This is a genomic window from Paenibacillus polymyxa, assembly GCF_001719045.1.
Classification (GTDB): Bacteria; Bacillota; Bacilli; order Paenibacillales; family Paenibacillaceae; genus Paenibacillus; species Paenibacillus polymyxa_B.
In genome coordinates, this window is sequence record NZ_CP015423.1 from 3,622,185 (window position 1) to 3,636,733 (window position 14,549).

General features: G+C 46.4%; 12 protein-coding genes. 9 read left to right on the forward strand and 3 right to left on the reverse strand.

Features of this window, described 5'->3' with window-relative positions; genetic code table 11:
* The first annotated feature begins 76 nt into the window (after positions 1 to 76).
* The 4 genes from AOU00_RS16195 (at position 77) to AOU00_RS16210 (ending at position 5,724) form a co-directional block, all read left to right on the forward strand.
* Positions 77 to 790: a GntR family transcriptional regulator gene (locus AOU00_RS16195; protein ID WP_069291086.1), complete on the forward strand. Its 714-nt coding sequence runs from the start codon at positions 77 to 79 to the stop codon at positions 788 to 790.
* Positions 791 to 925: 135 nt separating this feature from the next.
* A complete protein-coding gene (locus AOU00_RS16200) occupies positions 926 to 2,509 on the forward strand; it encodes an amidohydrolase (RefSeq protein WP_069291087.1) in 1,584 nt (527 codons plus the stop codon).
* Between the two features lie 2 nt (positions 2,510 to 2,511).
* Positions 2,512 to 3,942 (forward strand): YfcC family protein, encoded by a 1,431-nt coding sequence (locus AOU00_RS16205; protein WP_061831975.1) that lies wholly within the window; start codon positions 2,512 to 2,514, stop codon positions 3,940 to 3,942.
* 111 nt (positions 3,943 to 4,053) lie between these two features.
* Entirely contained in the window at positions 4,054 to 5,724 is a 1,671-nt protein-coding gene (locus AOU00_RS16210) for a ribonuclease J (RefSeq protein WP_069291088.1), read from the forward strand.
* Positions 5,725 to 5,946: 222 nt separating this feature from the next.
* Here AOU00_RS16210 and AOU00_RS16215 read toward each other — a convergent pair whose 3' ends face one another.
* On the reverse strand, positions 5,947 to 7,212 hold the full coding sequence (locus tag AOU00_RS16215) for a BaiN/RdsA family NAD(P)/FAD-dependent oxidoreductase (RefSeq protein ID WP_172828291.1): 1,266 nt from the start codon (positions 7,210 to 7,212) through the stop codon (positions 5,947 to 5,949).
* A gap of 291 nt (positions 7,213 to 7,503) precedes the next feature.
* Here AOU00_RS16215 and AOU00_RS16220 point away from each other — a divergent pair, with 291 nt between their 5' ends.
* The 3 genes from AOU00_RS16220 to nadE all read left to right on the forward strand — a co-directional run bounded on the left by AOU00_RS16220 (position 7,504) and on the right by nadE (position 10,730).
* Entirely contained in the window at positions 7,504 to 9,243 is a 1,740-nt protein-coding gene (locus tag AOU00_RS16220) for a two-component system sensor histidine kinase NtrB (protein WP_069291090.1), read from the forward strand.
* A 141-nt stretch (positions 9,244 to 9,384) separates the two neighbouring features.
* Positions 9,385 to 9,819 carry a BrxA/BrxB family bacilliredoxin gene (locus AOU00_RS16225; RefSeq protein ID WP_023986978.1) on the forward strand — a complete coding sequence of 145 codons (435 nt, stop codon included), beginning with the start codon at positions 9,385 to 9,387 and terminating at the stop codon, positions 9,817 to 9,819.
* A gap of 101 nt (positions 9,820 to 9,920) precedes the next feature.
* On the forward strand, positions 9,921 to 10,730 hold the full coding sequence (gene nadE, locus AOU00_RS16230; protein WP_025722646.1) for an ammonia-dependent NAD(+) synthetase: 810 nt from the start codon (positions 9,921 to 9,923) through the stop codon (positions 10,728 to 10,730).
* A 91-nt stretch (positions 10,731 to 10,821) separates the two neighbouring features.
* Here the strand turns inward: nadE and AOU00_RS16235 are convergent, their stop codons facing one another.
* Complete coding sequence (locus tag AOU00_RS16235; protein WP_069291091.1) at positions 10,822 to 11,649, reverse strand: alpha/beta hydrolase family protein; 828 nt, start codon at positions 11,647 to 11,649, stop codon at positions 10,822 to 10,824.
* A 184-nt stretch (positions 11,650 to 11,833) separates the two neighbouring features.
* Here AOU00_RS16235 and acpS point away from each other — a divergent pair, with 184 nt between their 5' ends.
* Both acpS and mutY read left to right on the forward strand, forming a co-directional pair.
* Complete coding sequence (gene acpS / locus AOU00_RS16240; RefSeq protein WP_069291092.1) at positions 11,834 to 12,238, forward strand: holo-ACP synthase; 405 nt, start codon at positions 11,834 to 11,836, stop codon at positions 12,236 to 12,238.
* A gap of 4 nt (positions 12,239 to 12,242) precedes the next feature.
* Complete coding sequence (gene mutY, locus AOU00_RS16245; RefSeq protein ID WP_069291093.1) at positions 12,243 to 13,475, forward strand: A/G-specific adenine glycosylase; 1,233 nt, start codon at positions 12,243 to 12,245, stop codon at positions 13,473 to 13,475.
* Between the two features lie 117 nt (positions 13,476 to 13,592).
* Here the strand turns inward: mutY and AOU00_RS16250 are convergent, their stop codons facing one another.
* Positions 13,593 to 14,414, reverse strand: a complete 822-nt coding sequence (locus AOU00_RS16250) for an AraC family transcriptional regulator (RefSeq protein ID WP_069291094.1) — start codon at positions 14,412 to 14,414, stop codon at positions 13,593 to 13,595.
* Between the last annotated feature and the right edge of the window lie 135 nt (positions 14,415 to 14,549).

Sequence of the window (14,549 nt, forward strand, 5' to 3'; positions counted from 1 at the left end):
TCACTTGTAAGAATATGTAACATTTGATACTCTAAGTGGGAGTAATATAACGTTATATGACAAGTGAGGGCACATTATGTTGAATTCGGACCAAGCAGAGCCATTATATATTCAATTACAAAAAGCGGTCAAAACGGCTATTCATAATGGAACATTTACGCAGGGAAGCCGTATACCGACCGAAACCGAGCTAAGCGAGACCTACAATGTAAGTCGAATTACCGTAAGAAAAGCCATTGCCGAATTGGTTCATGAAGGTTATCTGACCAAACGTCAAGGAAAAGGTACCTTTGTCAATGTACCCAAAATTGGGCGGAAGATTGAACATGTCATCAGCTTTACGGCTGCCTGCAAATCCAACGGCCTATCTTCACACAGTGTGGTCACAGAACGTGAAATCATAGAAGCAGATGAGGAAATTGCACATCAGTTGCAGCTGCCACAAGGAGAAAAAGTGTTATATATTCAGCGCAAAAGATACGCCGGTGATCGACCACTAATGCTGGAGAATAATTTGTATCCTTATGACCGATTTTCTTTTCTAATGGAAGAACAGTTGGAGGGCTCTGTATACGAACTGTTGCGTCATAAATACAGCATTGATCCTAACCAACCAGGAGAGACGATATTACAAATCGCTTTGGCGGATGAATACCAGGCAAAGCTGCTGGAGACGGCCATCGGACAGGCGTTGTTCTACATGCATACGATTATTTATGATCAGCATGGAGGCCCCGTTCATGTAGGTAAACAGTACATCATTGGAGATCGTTATCAATTCTCAATATAAATCCGTTGCCTGTTATGTAAATGTATTCAGGTACGGCGCAGCTTCTGCTTCCACTCTATAAGAGAAGCAGAAGCTATATTATAACGTTATATTACGTTATGTAGTGGGACGGATGAATAATGAGGGGGTGAAATTGTGCAAGGGAAGAATGACACTTTAGCGGACAAAGTTTTACTGTCAAATGCTATTTTTAATGGCTTAGAAAATGAATCCTCGCCGGGGTTTATTGCACTGCGAGGAGAATGTATTGCAGCAGTGGGGCGTCCCGAGGAGGCACAAGCTTGGATAGGAGCGGGAACGGTTGTCTGTGATTTGGGCGATGCTTTTATCATGCCAGGAGTTCATGACAACCATGTATTTTTTACCGGATATATGTCGATGCATCGGGGCGTGGATTTGACTCATGCAGCCTCTATTGAAGAAGCAATGGAATCCATGCTACAAGCGGCAAACAACCTTCCGCCAGGGAAAGATGTAACCGCTTACGGCTGGAGCGAGGAAGGTTGGGGCAAGCTGCCTGAGCAAAGCTTGTTGGACGAGCTGTTCCCTGATCGGGCGGTAATTGCCATTAACCTAAATAAAAGCTACTGCTGGATGAACCGACTGGCTCAGGAGAAATATCAATTTTTGCCGGATCAATGCAGTGCTGAGGCACGCGCTTTGCTGCTCCAAGCTATGATGAAGGATCACAGCCTTGTCAAACAAGAGTTTATGGAGTTTTGCCGCATACTAGCTGCACGAGGAGTTACCTCCATAAAAGATATTGGCTTTGACCGGCATAGCGAGCTGCTGCCGATTCTAGAAGAATTGAAAGAAACAGGAGAACTGCCGCTCCGATTTCATTTCTCACTTGAACCCGTTGTTGAACCGTTGGATATTGCCACCGGTATGAAGTATAAAGCACTTTATAATGGGGACCTTATTCGTTTCCAAGGATACAAGCTGATGCTTGACGGCGTCGTAGCAGATCATACGGGGGACATGCTGGAACCGTACGCAGATATGCCTGAAGTCACGAATTTGAGGACGGTTGATTACGAAAAAATTGAAGCCTCTGTGCTGGAAGCGGACAGCCAAGGTATCAAATGCTGCCTAACTGCAGAAGGTGATGCTGCGATTCGCCAAGCGGTATCCATGATTGAAAAATGCCGCGAACAACAAGGTAATAACCTTATCAGACATTCTATCAGTGATCTAGAGTATCCTCATCCAGATGATTTGATCAGAATGGGCAAAAACGAAATTTTTGCCGAAGTCTACGCCCAAATCCTGCTACTGAATCCAACCTATGAAGAGGCCTATATGCCTGTTGTGGTAGGCAAAGGTAATGAAAACCGATTTTATAATTATAAATCTATGCTGGAGGCTAACGTGCCAATAACCATTGGGACTGATCTGCCTTTATTTATCACAAGTGTTCCTGATTCACTGTACTCAGCTTCTCATCGGTTATTTCCGGACGGATCACCTGCTGGAGGCTGGTATCCCGATCGTGGGATGCCGCCATCCGAAGTTTTAAAAGCATGGACCATTAATGGAGCCAGACATTGTTATATGGAAGAGGTCACAGGCACGCTGGAGGCTGGAAAATATGCTGACATCGCCGTTTTTGACCGCAACCTTCTTAATGCATCCGCTGGTGATATCAGGGATGCCCAAGTGATACTGACCATTATGGGAGGGAAGGTTACTTATAACCATTCTTGGAATGAGGGATAAACATGAACATCGAGAAAAAGAAATGGAAATTATCCTTGCCCCATAGCTATACCTTAATATTTTTGATTATTATTACAGTCGCCGCATTGACATGGATTGTACCCAGCGGACAATTTGACCGGCATGAAGTTACAGTGAACGGTGTGACCAAAACCGCGATCGTTTCGGGAACCTATCACACTGTGCCCAAAACGGGTGAGAACGGTGATTTAAGACAAGGACTCCCCCAAATCCTAAGCGCTCCTATTGAGGGGATTATCAATGCCGCCGATGTCGTCTCTTTTGTCCTTATTGTGGGCGGCTCCTTCGGGATTATACTGCAGACGGGAGCCATTGACCGTGCCCTGACAGCTCTTGCCAGACGGCTGAAAAATAAGGGGATTCTGCTTATTCCAATTGCCATGGTTATATTCAGTCTCGGAGGCTCTACCTTTGGGATGAGCGAAGAAATTATTCCGCTTTATGCGATTTTTATTCCATTAATGTTTGCCCTAGGCTTCGATTCTATGACTGCTATTCTCATTCTATTTCTGGGAACGCAAATTGGCTATGTTGGTTCGACTGTTAATCCTTTTTCAGTATTGATTGCCCAGGGGATCGCAGGGGTGGAGGGGAATCCTCAGCTCTGGCTGAGATTTATTGAATGGCTTGTATTTACTATGATTTCTATTGCCTTTACAATGTGGTATGCGCACCGGGTTAAGAGAAATCCGGAGAAATCCATTGTTTTTCAGAGTGATATTATAAATCGCGAGCAGTTTATAAAAGAAAATACAGGTGAGGACGTCGTCTTCACGTTTCGGGACAAATTAATTATAGGTGGATTTATTGTAACGCTTGGAGCCATTGTCTGGGGAATTTTGGCCAAAGGCTGGTATATGACTGAAATCGGCGCCCTTTTCTTCGCACTCGGTCTTTTTGTCGGGGTAGTTACTAAAATGAGCCAGAAGGAAATAGCTGAGAATTTTGTAAAAGGGTGTGGAGAATTCATCTACGCTGCAGTGATCATAGGTCTCGCCCGCGGAATTCTGATTATCGCCGAGCAGGGTATGATCATCGATACCGTATTGAATGCACTCGCAAGCATTCTGGAAGGATTGCCAAGTTACTTGTTCACTACCATTATGTTGGTTGCACACAATATTATTACTTTCCTGGTCCCATCTTCTTCGGGGGAAGCAGCACTAACAATGCCTGTACTTGCACCGCTTGGCGATCTTGTAGGTATCAATCGTGAAGCAGTAGTCACAGCGTACCAATTCGGTAACGGGTTAACCAATCTCATTTCACCGACAGGCGGAGTACTGCTGGCGGGATTGGCCATTGCCCGGATCAGCTTTGGACAGTGGCTGAAGGTAATCTTCAAGCTATTCCCCATCCTGTGGTTAGTTGCTGCTATTTTTGCTGCAATTTCGGCTGCGGTGGGTATCTAATAAATCAAGTGAGAGCCCCTGTCTTTTAGAGACAAGGGTTCTTTTTGTGCATAAGTTTACGTGAAAAATGAATAATATGGATAGCATTTTCCTAAGGAGGAAATAAAATTGATGCATGCTGATAATAGATTACTCGTTGCTGCTCTAGGCGGTGTTAATGAAATCGGGAAAAACATGTATTTCATCCAATACGATCAGGATATTGTCGTTATCGATTGTGGCTCCAAGTTTCCTGATGAGAACTTGCCTGGTATTGACCTTATTGTGCCCGATGTCACCTATCTGCTGGAAAATCAGGATAAAGTCAGAGCGCTCATTGTGACTCATGGGCATGAGGATCACATCGGAGGTATTCCCTATCTGCTGAAACAGATTAATATGCCCGTTTTTGGCACAAAGCTCACCATCGAATTAATTAAGATTAAGTTAAGGGAGCACAATCTTTTACGTGATGCTGAGCTTCATCTTATAGATGCAGATTCAACCGTTCAAGCGGGAACGATTCAGGCCTCTTTTTTCACCACGGTCCACAGTATCCCGGATTGCCTGGGTGTCTTTTTTCAGACACCGGAAGGCAATGTGGTCCATACCGGGGATTTCAAATTCGATATGTCTCCCGTAAGCGGACCTTTTCCCGATCTTCATCGAATGGCTGAAATAGGAAAGAAGGGGGTAAAAGTGCTGCTCTCCGAAAGTACAAATGCGGAAAGACCGGGATTTACCCCTTCAGAACGTTTGGTTGGCGGGCATATTCTAGATGCATTTGCCAGAGCCAAGCAGCAGGTATTTATCTCCACGTTCGCTTCTAATGTGAACCGTGTTCAACAAGTCATTGACGCGGCTGTGGAAACAGGTCGCAAACTGGTTTTACTCGGACGCAGTATGGTAAATGTGGTTTCGGTGGCGAAGGAGCTGGGCTTCTTGCATATGCCTGAGGATTTGTTGATTGAGCCGGGGGAAACAGAGCGGTTCCCCGCAGAAGAAATTGCAGTTTTATGTACCGGAAGTCAGGGAGAGCCGATGGCCGCATTGTCACGTTTAGCCAATTCCCTGCATCCCAAAATCGAAATTTTGCCTGGTGATACGGTCATCATTGCTGCGGGAGCCATACCGGGGAATGAGCGAAACCTTTCCCAGGTCATTGATAATTTGTATGTGCTGGGTGCCCAGGTTATTTATGGATCAGGCAGCTCCACGGGAATGCACGTATCCGGTCATGGCAGCCAGGAAGAATTAAAATTAATGATGACCCTGATGAAACCTGAGTATTTGATTCCCATACACGGTGAATTCAGGATGTTGTATCAGCATCGTCAGCTAGCGGAGTCTGTGGGGATTCCGATGGAGAATGTATTTATCGTCCATAACGGTGACACTGTTCAAATCGAAGAGGGAAGAGCATCCCTGGGGCCCAAAGTATCAGCCGGCAATAGCTTGGTAGACGGGTTGGTAACAGGGGACGTAGGTAATATTGTACTACGAGACCGTAAAAAGCTTTCTTCAGACGGAATGCTGATTATTGTGATGACGTTGAGCAAAAATGAGAAACAAATGCTCGCAACGCCAGAGGTCATTTCAAGAGGCTTTGTATATGTTAAGGATTCCGAAGAGCTCATGAGTCAGATCCACGACACGATTATGTCCACAGTGAACGAGTTAACAGAAATTGAAATGAGTCAGTGGGGACTGATTAAGCAGATGTTAAAAGATGATGTTGGCCGGTTTATTTACAGTCAGACGAAGAGAAGACCCATGATTTTACCTATCATTATTGAGGTATAGAATAGCGGCAAATGTCAAAACAAGATAGAGCTTGTTCAATACGCGATTACTCAAAAAAAGACTTAAATCAGCAATATGACTGATTTAAGTCTTTTTGATTTCCTTCCTACTTTTCCTATAAGAATGCGGATGTAATGGCGGTTTGCAGCGCAGCGGAGGATTTGAATCTGGAGAAGCAACAGCGATCGTAAGATCAAAGCCTACGCGTAGTGCCTCCCACTCCTACAGCATCTCGTTATTAGCCGCTTGGGTTCCTGCTGTATGCCCTGTCGTAAACGCCGCTGTAATATTATAACCACCTGTGTAACCGTGAATATCGAGAATCTCACCGCAGAAGAACAATCCAGGCATCAGCTTGGACTCCATCGTTTTCGGATTAATTTCCTTCAAATTCACACCGCCCCCGGTAACAAATGCTTCCTTTAGAGAGAGCGTACCGTTCACACGGATTGGAAACGCCTTAATGTGATGAGCAAGTTCTTGCCATTGCTGCTTGGGAATATGATCATAGGTCAAATCCTCACGCAGTTCGGCTTGCTGGAGCAACAATGGAATCAAGCGTTCCGGTAAATAAGGCTTAAGCACATTTTTGATCGCTTTTTTAGCATCGACCGATGCCAATTCCAGCGTCTCACGGTAGACTTCATCGGCATGTTTGTGAGGCTGTAAATCCAGAGTCAACAACACCGTGTTTACCTTATCCTTTTTCATTCCCTTGACGACAAACTGACTGCACCGCAAAGCAGTTGGGCCAGATAGACCGAAATGTGTAAAAATCATATCTCCTTCATGGACGACAACTTTCTTTTGCTTCGCATTCCATACGGTCAGACTGATATCGCGTAAGGATAGTCCCTGAAGCTCTTTCGTCTGGATGAACGTCTCGCCTGAGGTCAACGGCACCTCTGTTGGGTACAGTTCCGTAATCGTATGCCCTGCTTGTTCTGCCCATGCATAGCCGTCACCTTCCGAGCCTGTATGCGGGACGGATTTGCCGCCAACGGCTACAATGACATTACGGCTATGTAGGATTTCACCGGAACGCAGCCGCACCCCAGCCGTATGGCCTTCATTGTAAATAACCTCTTGAACAGGACAGCTTGTCCGAATCTCGACTCCTTGAGAGCGTACCTTGTTGATCAAAGCATCGACAACTGTTTTGGCTTTGTCCGTCACTGGAAACATACGCCCATTGTCTTCTTCCTTTAAGGCTATACCCAGCTGTTCAAAAAAGGCGATGATATCCCGATTGCCGAAAGCCGCCAGTGCACTGTGCAGAAAACGGCCATTGCCGGGAATGTGCCGAATGAGTTCGTCCAGCTCTTTGGCATTCGTGACATTGCAACGGCCTCCACCAGAGATCCCCAGCTTTCGCCCGAGCTTATTTCCTTTTTCAAGCAAAAGCACCTTGGCGCCCTCACCGCTGGCAGCGGCAGCAGCCATTAATCCGGCTGAGCCGCCTCCGATCACAATAACGTCGTAAGTCATAAACCTCTTCCTTTTCGTCGACAAATTTTCAAAAAATTCAGAATGGTGTAACCGATTTTTCATCATATCGTAATACCGTCGCTTCGGATAGCCTTAGAGCACAGTAAACACGTATATATTTCAATTTGCAGGAATTTAAAACGCGTAAAAACGTTCCTGTTATATACATCTAGTATTTAGCAGATTTTGTCGTTCTACACCGGGATTTTAACACATATATTGTAATATATTGTAGCCTGTGCTTTAATTCAACTAACGGCGTCAAGGAAAGATGATGAGGGGGAGAAGTCCTTGTTAATTGCGTTGAAGGAAAGTGTGCTCCAAGTTCTCCTTGCCGTTATATCGGCGGGTTTTTTCTCTATATTAACGGATTATGGGGATAAGAAAAAGGTTTGGGGCGGCAATCTGCTTCCTGGACCCAATCAAGGAATACTGTATCTGTGTTGCTTGCCAGCCATATTGCTATGTACACTCTTTCAATATCAGTCTCCGTATGGTCTACCTTCCAATCTCGGTATTATTCCCCTTGCTGTTGGCATCATGTACGGTAGACGTCGCACTGCCTTCGTGCTCGCCGCTTCCGCACTGATGGGTGTCCTGATTATAGCCCAGTCGACAGAAATGTCCCCGATGTATGTGGGTACGGGTTTTATTCTTTTTCCTTTTATGCTGCTGCATGTCAAGTTTTTTCAAAGAGGAACCTTGGTGGACAAAAAACTCCTAATCTCCGCATATGTTGTGGCTGATATGCTGTTTAAGGCGATATTTCCGCTACTGTGGGGCAAACAGGATATTTCGGTATACATTCCTGACTTACTTACAACGTTCTGGAATATTGGTGCAGGTGTGCTGGCAAGTTTTACGGTCGTGAGTCTGATGCATAATGCCTTTGAGAAGCTGGCGCTGCGGCGTGATGTGACTGAATTTACGAGCAAATACTTAATTGAAGTGGATAAGCTGCGTCAAGTTATGGATTTGATGCCGTTATCTCTTGTTACTCTGGACAGCGAAGAACGAGTTATACATATGAACAAAACGATGCTGGAACTCTACCAGGACTTCGATCCCTACATTACACTGCCTGAGGTGGTAGGCCGTCCATTGACCTCGTTATATGGTTTTAGCGCTTTGCCTGTGGTTAACGAACGAGTTGCAAAAGCGTTGCAAGGAGAGGCGGGTGCTGATTTTATAAATGTTACTCCCAAAGTATTCTTCTCAAGTTTCCTTCCTATTCGGGATAAACACGTAAACCAAACGACAGGCGTCATTATCGCCTTGCAAGATATTACAGAGCTGGAGACGCTGCGCAGTGAGCTAGGCAATTTCGAGAGGCTCAGTCTGGTCGGACAGATGGCAGCGGGCATTACTCATGAAATACGTAATCCGATGGCGGTTGTGCGTGGTTTTTTACAGCTTATGCGTGAGAAAAGTCCAGAATCTCTCAACCATTACTACCGTATTGTGATGGAGGAACTTGACCGGGCGAACGGAATTATTAACGATTTCCTTTCACTGGCCCAGAATCGGATTGTCGAGAAGGAGCAATGTCATCTGCATGATATTATTCGCGAACTGACGCCTTTATTGTGGGCAGATGCGAATCTGAGGGGGCAGACGATTGAGCTAAAGCTGGAGGAGCATGTGACGATGCTGCATTTGAACCCTAAGGAAATGAAGCAGTTGCTGCTTAATTTATCACGTAATGCGATGGAAGCTATGGGAGAAAAGGGGGTGTTGACCATTTCGACTCATGAGGAAGGGGATTTCGTGGAACTCGAAGTAAAGGACACAGGTCCGGGAATTCCGCAAAAACAGCTTGAAAAGCTGTTCCAACCTTTTTACACCACCAAAACGAAAGGTACAGGTTTGGGGCTGGCCTTATGTCAAAGTATAGTGGAGCGTCATCACGGTACGATTGCCGTAGACTCGGTGGAGGGAATGGGCACGCAGTTTAAAGTCCGATTGCGCAGAACCGTCCCGACTTACCGGGATCACGCTGAACCTTCTGTCATAAATTCGATACAGAAATAATCGTGCAAATATATAGCCGGATTTTTGCAAATTACGTGAAAAAGATTGTATAATGAAGTTTAGATGTCCATGCCTTTACTACGGCAAAGGATGAAATTAAAAACGTAGTATACATGATTTTTGGAAAAGGAGTGAAAGAATATGTCTATGTCTTTCGATCAATATATGAGAGATTCAGTTCAGCCAATGCGCGATGAACTGACGAATCTTGGGATTCAGGAACTGCGTACTTCTGAAGATGTGGAGGCCAAGCTTCCTAATGCTAAAGGGACAGTGTTGGTTGTTGTGAACTCGGTATGTGGTTGTGCCGCAGGCCAATGCCGCCCGGGTGTGGCTGAAGCGCTGAAGCATGATCTTACGCCAGATCATCTGTATTCGGTTTTTGCCGGACAGGACAAGGAAGCAACGGCAAAGGCTCGCGAATTTTTCGCACCTTACCCACCGTCATCCCCTTCTATCGCGCTGTTGAAAGACGGCGAACTGGTTCACTTCATCGAGCGTCATCAGGTGGAGGATCGTTCGGCAGATCAGATCGCTGCTGATTTGACCAGTGCATTTGATCGTTTTTGCCGGTAAGACTGCTCAAGCTATGCCCCGCATTTTTCGCCTGCGAAACTTGCCGGGGCTTTTGCATGTTGGCTTGTGAAGGAAATTCCTAAAAAAGAGGTGCTTATCTGATGAGTTTGCAGGAACAGATTATTGCTGAATTGGGAGTACAGCCTACGATTAACGTAGAGGCGGAGGTCCGTAAGCGTGTGGATTTCCTCAAGTCGTATGTTACGAAAACGGGAAGCAAAGGGCTGTTGATCGCCATCAGTGGCGGGATTGATAGTGCCGTAGCAGCCGCTTTGTGCAAGCGGGCTACAGATGAATTGACGCAGGAACAAGGGGACGAATACAAAACACTGGGTGTATTCCAGCCATACGGCCAACAGGAAGATATCGAGCATAGCTACGCGGTAGCCAAAGCGTTCGACCTGAAATATGCTGGGGAAACGAACATTAAGGAAGCCGTGGATAAGGTTGCCGTGGAAGTAGAGCATACGTTAAAGGATATCGGTCTAGAGCGTTCTATTACTCCGCAAGTGAGAGGGAATGTAAAGGCAAGAACACGTATGGTGGTTCAGTACGCACTCGCGAATGAGCTGAATCTGCTCGTCGTTGGCACAGATCACGCTTCAGAAGCTATCACAGGCTTTTATACCAAATGGGGCGATGGTGCGGTTGATATTACGCCACTTAGCACGCTCAACAAACGTCAGGTGCGCTTGCTCGCTAGCTATCTTGGAGTCCCGCAGGCCATTTTGGACAAAGCGCCTACAGCAGGATTGTGGGAAGGCCAGACGGATGAAAAAGAACTGGGGATCTCCTACGAAGCAAACAGCGACTACCTGGAAGGCAAGGAAATTGACCCGGCGGCACGCGAAAAGCTGGAAAGCTTCTTTACACGTACAGCGCATAAGCGGACAAGCATCCCAGGAGTGTAAGCATTAATCATTATGGAATTGTAAAATCCTGAAGTAAATAAATGCGGCGATCCGCCCGGCGGATCGCCGTTTGTATTGAAGGGGCAATAATTTAATTGGTGATCCACTCAATGAAGCGGCGGGTTTCAGTAATCGCTTGATCCAGTGGAAGGCTACCTCCCTGGAATGGATGAACGGTATTAAAGGTATGATTGCCGCCTTGAATTTGTACCCATTCGATGTCGGGACGAACGGATGTGAGCAGGGCAGAGCCTTCCCGTAGACGTTTGGAATCTTCGGTTCCCTGGATCAGTACAGCTGGGAGCTGGCTGTTGGCAAGTCTGTCTACAATGGCAAAACGCTGGCGATTTTGTTCCAAGTCTTCCAGAATGACAGCATCCAGCGGAAGCTGTTGTGCTGTTCTAGCGTTCTCCACATAGCTGCGCCCCTTGGCGCGCATTTCTTCTTTTTGCGGTAAAGTAAACAAATCAAGATCTGTCACGCCATTCCATGAAATGACGCCAGCAATCTCGCCGGGATGATCTAGAGCATATACAAAGCAGCTTCCCGCGCCTCGGCTATGTCCTAACAGAAACAACGGCAATTCTCTGAACTCATGACGTGCTCTCAGATTGGACAGCAATAGTTCCAAATCCTCTTGTTCGCGGCTATAGGTGTTGCGTGCGAACTTTTCCAGCTCGGTAAAATTCTCTAGATCCTCACCTATGCCATTATGTGAAAAGTTGAAGGTCACAACATGGTTATCCATACTCAATGCTTCTGCTATATAGGGGAACATGCCCCAATCCTTAAATCCTTTGTAGCCGTGAGCGATGATGAGCAGGCTTTTGGCTGTATTTTTAGCGGGAAACCAGGAAGCCCGGATCACCGCATCTGTTCCTGCTTCGGTACCTGCTTCAACAATAATGGTTTCTGACATCCTATCCTTCCTTTCAACGGAAATTTTTTAAAATGGGCATATGAGCTGAATTTCAAAACATTCACCTATAGCCTTTCTTATTTTAACATATTTTGGTGTCGCTTTTACGCCTTTGTGACTCGCCAGGGTGTGGAAGCACTGTTACAATAGATCCAGTAAAGTAAAAAGGACGGGGAATACCCAAATGATCTACGGAATTGGACATGATGTGCTGGAAATAAGCCGTATGGCTCATATTTTGGCAGGTAAATATGCAGATGCGTTTTTGAATCGGGTGCTGACCCCAGCAGAACGTGAGCTTGCTGTGGAACGCAAGGGTAGACTAACGGAGTTCGTAGCAGGGCGCTTTGCCGCCAAGGAAGCGATAACGAAAGCCTTCGGTTGCGGAATTGGGCAAATTATCGGGTTCGGCGATATGGATATTTTACCGGAACCTGGGGGGAAGCCAGCCGTTTATTTGTCTTCATCCGCATGGGATAGACTGAGATTGCCGTCTACAGGTGACTCGAATTACAGCATTCACTTGAGTATTACACATCAGCCTAACATTGCCTCTGCTTTTGTGATTGTCGAATATAAGGAGATGTGATGTGATGACTACAAATACATTGGAACAAAAGCGTTATTTCAGCTTTGAACTGTTGAATTGGTATACACGTAACAAACGCGATTTGCCGTGGCGCCGCCATCGGAATCCTTTTTATATCTGGATCTCGGAAATTATGCTTCAGCAGACGCGTGTGGATACGGTCATTCCGTATTTTAATCGCTTTATTGCACGTTTTCCTACAATTGAAGCGTTGGCGGAAGCACCCGAGGAGGATGTGCTTAAGCTGTGGGAAGGGCTGGGTTATTATTCGCGGGCTCGGAATTTGCAAACGGCGGCAAAACAAGTAGTTGAGCTTCACGGCGGGCAGGTGCCGGATGATACACAGGCTGTCGCTGCACTGAAAGGAGTAGGCCCGTATACGACGGGGGCGATTATGAGTATCGCCTTCAATCGACCAGAGCCTGCTGTGGACGGGAATGTGATGCGTGTGCTGTCGCGTTATTTTCTCATTGAAGAGGATATTATGAAGGGCAGCACGCGGGCGCATATGGAAAGTCTGGTACGGGAGCTGATCCCCGAAGGAAGGGCTTCTGATTTTAATCAGGCTCTGATGGAGCTGGGGGCGCTGGTCTGCACGCCGAAGTCGCCTCATTGTCTGACCTGCCCGGTCATGGAGCATTGCTCGGGCAGGTTGGCAGGTCGCGAGGAGACGCTGCCAGTCAAGACCAAGGCGAAGCCGCCGCGGCTGGAGCCGCGTTCCGTAGCCCTCATCGAGGGCAGCGGAGCGAACGCAGGCCGCCTGCTCGTACGGCAGCGCCCGGCCAAGGGCCTGTTGGCCCGCATGTGGGAGCTGCCGCATGAGCTTGCCAGGCCGGAGGGCTACAACGGCCCGGTGCCGGATGAGCCCGCCATGGACCATTTGGCGGCTCATTTGCTGGCAGAGGGCGTGCTTGCGCGCCCGGTGCGGTTTGTACGTGAGGCGGAGCACACGTTCAGCCACATTCACTGGAACCTGCGTGTGTTCCAGTGTGAAGAGGTCGCCGTCCCTGCCGGGGAGGCGGGAGGACATCCGCTGGCTGCCGAACAGCGGGCCAGCTACAGCACCGAAGCGAAGCCGGGTGCGTTGATTGCGCTGGCTGAGCAGGCGGAGCACGCGCATAATGCGCTGCCAGCGGGGTACCGCTGGATCAGCGAAGCGGATATGGCCACCTTGGCGTTTCCCAAGGTGTTCCTCGATCTGATCACCGAGTATTATGCGAAGCAAAAAGAGAACTAATTAAGAGAACATGCAGTTAATAAAATAGCGGCAGTATGGACATGAGGTTGATCCATGCTGCCGCTATTTTTCTGTTTTTGGAATGAATATGCCTAATTTAGTTGCGAACGAAGTGTGTTATTTTTGGGGGTTTTTTCGGTATTCGGATGGAGTCACCTTGTTGACCGTTTTGAACATTTTGGAGAATAGGAGTACATCTTTATACCCTACAGACCGAGCGATATCCCCGATTTTAAGGGAAGTATTTCTTAATAGGGAGCACGATTTTTCAATCCTCAAATGCAATAAAAATTCCTGTGGTGACTTATTTAGTTGCTGTTTAAATAAACGATGCAAATACGAACGGTCAATTGAAATGTACTTGGCAATGTCGCTTACGGTAATGAAGTGTGAATAGTTTTGTTGAATGAAGAGAAGCGCTTCTTTAATATACCGCTGCTGTCTTACCTCAGGGTTGACTTCCTGATTAGGGTAATGTTCAAACATCAGATACAGAAATTCATACAGCTTGGATGCAAGCAGCAGGTCTTTGTTGGATTTCAGTGTAGAAGAAACGACGATACTCTCCATACAGCGGGCAAGGCTGCCCTCTGCTTCAAACCGGAAAATGGGATTGTCCCTATTGATACAGGTCCGGCTTAGATATTCTTTTGCTTGCATCCCATTAAAACCAATCCAGGCATATTCCCATGGGTCGACTTCATCCGCTTCGTAGTAAATTAAAACCTTCGGCTCAATAAAGAAAGCATCGTTTTTCTCCAAATGATAGATTTTATCGTTGACTTTAAAGATCCCTTTTCCTTTTAAAATATAATGCACCATATACCCGCTTCGAATGGCTGGCCCATAAGAGTGCTTGCTGGTACAGCTTTCTTTGCCACATGTGTATAAATTGAGGTCCAGGTTGTTATAGGAATGATTGGAAAAGTGTGAACTCATTTGTTTTCACCCCTTAATTCATCTCTGCATATTATCACACCGTTTCATATAGAGTCTACATTATTCCATATAATTATTGAAACTATTCAATTATTATTAGGATGTAAACAATGAGTAAACAACATAATTTATACT

Bases quoted from the DNA above. Each gene is read 5' to 3' on its own strand.
- AOU00_RS16195 (WP_069291086.1), top strand. From the start codon at position 77: ATGTTGAATTCGGACCAAGCAGAGCCATTATATATTCAATTACAAAAA.
- AOU00_RS16205 (WP_061831975.1), top strand. From the start codon at position 2,512: ATGAACATCGAGAAAAAGAAATGGAAATTATCCTTGCCCCATAGCTAT.
- AOU00_RS16210 (WP_069291088.1), top strand. From the start codon at position 4,054: ATGCATGCTGATAATAGATTACTCGTTGCTGCTCTAGGCGGTGTTAAT.
- AOU00_RS16215 (WP_172828291.1), bottom strand. From the start codon at position 7,212: ATGACTTACGACGTTATTGTGATCGGAGGCGGCTCAGCCGGATTAATG.
- AOU00_RS16225 (WP_023986978.1), top strand. From the start codon at position 9,385: ATGTCTATGTCTTTCGATCAATATATGAGAGATTCAGTTCAGCCAATG.
- nadE (WP_025722646.1), top strand. From the start codon at position 9,921: ATGAGTTTGCAGGAACAGATTATTGCTGAATTGGGAGTACAGCCTACG.
- AOU00_RS16235 (WP_069291091.1), bottom strand. From the start codon at position 11,649: ATGTCAGAAACCATTATTGTTGAAGCAGGTACCGAAGCAGGAACAGAT.
- acpS (WP_069291092.1), top strand. From the start codon at position 11,834: ATGATCTACGGAATTGGACATGATGTGCTGGAAATAAGCCGTATGGCT.
- mutY (WP_069291093.1), top strand. From the start codon at position 12,243: ATGACTACAAATACATTGGAACAAAAGCGTTATTTCAGCTTTGAACTG.
- AOU00_RS16250 (WP_069291094.1), bottom strand. From the start codon at position 14,414: ATGAGTTCACACTTTTCCAATCATTCCTATAACAACCTGGACCTCAAT.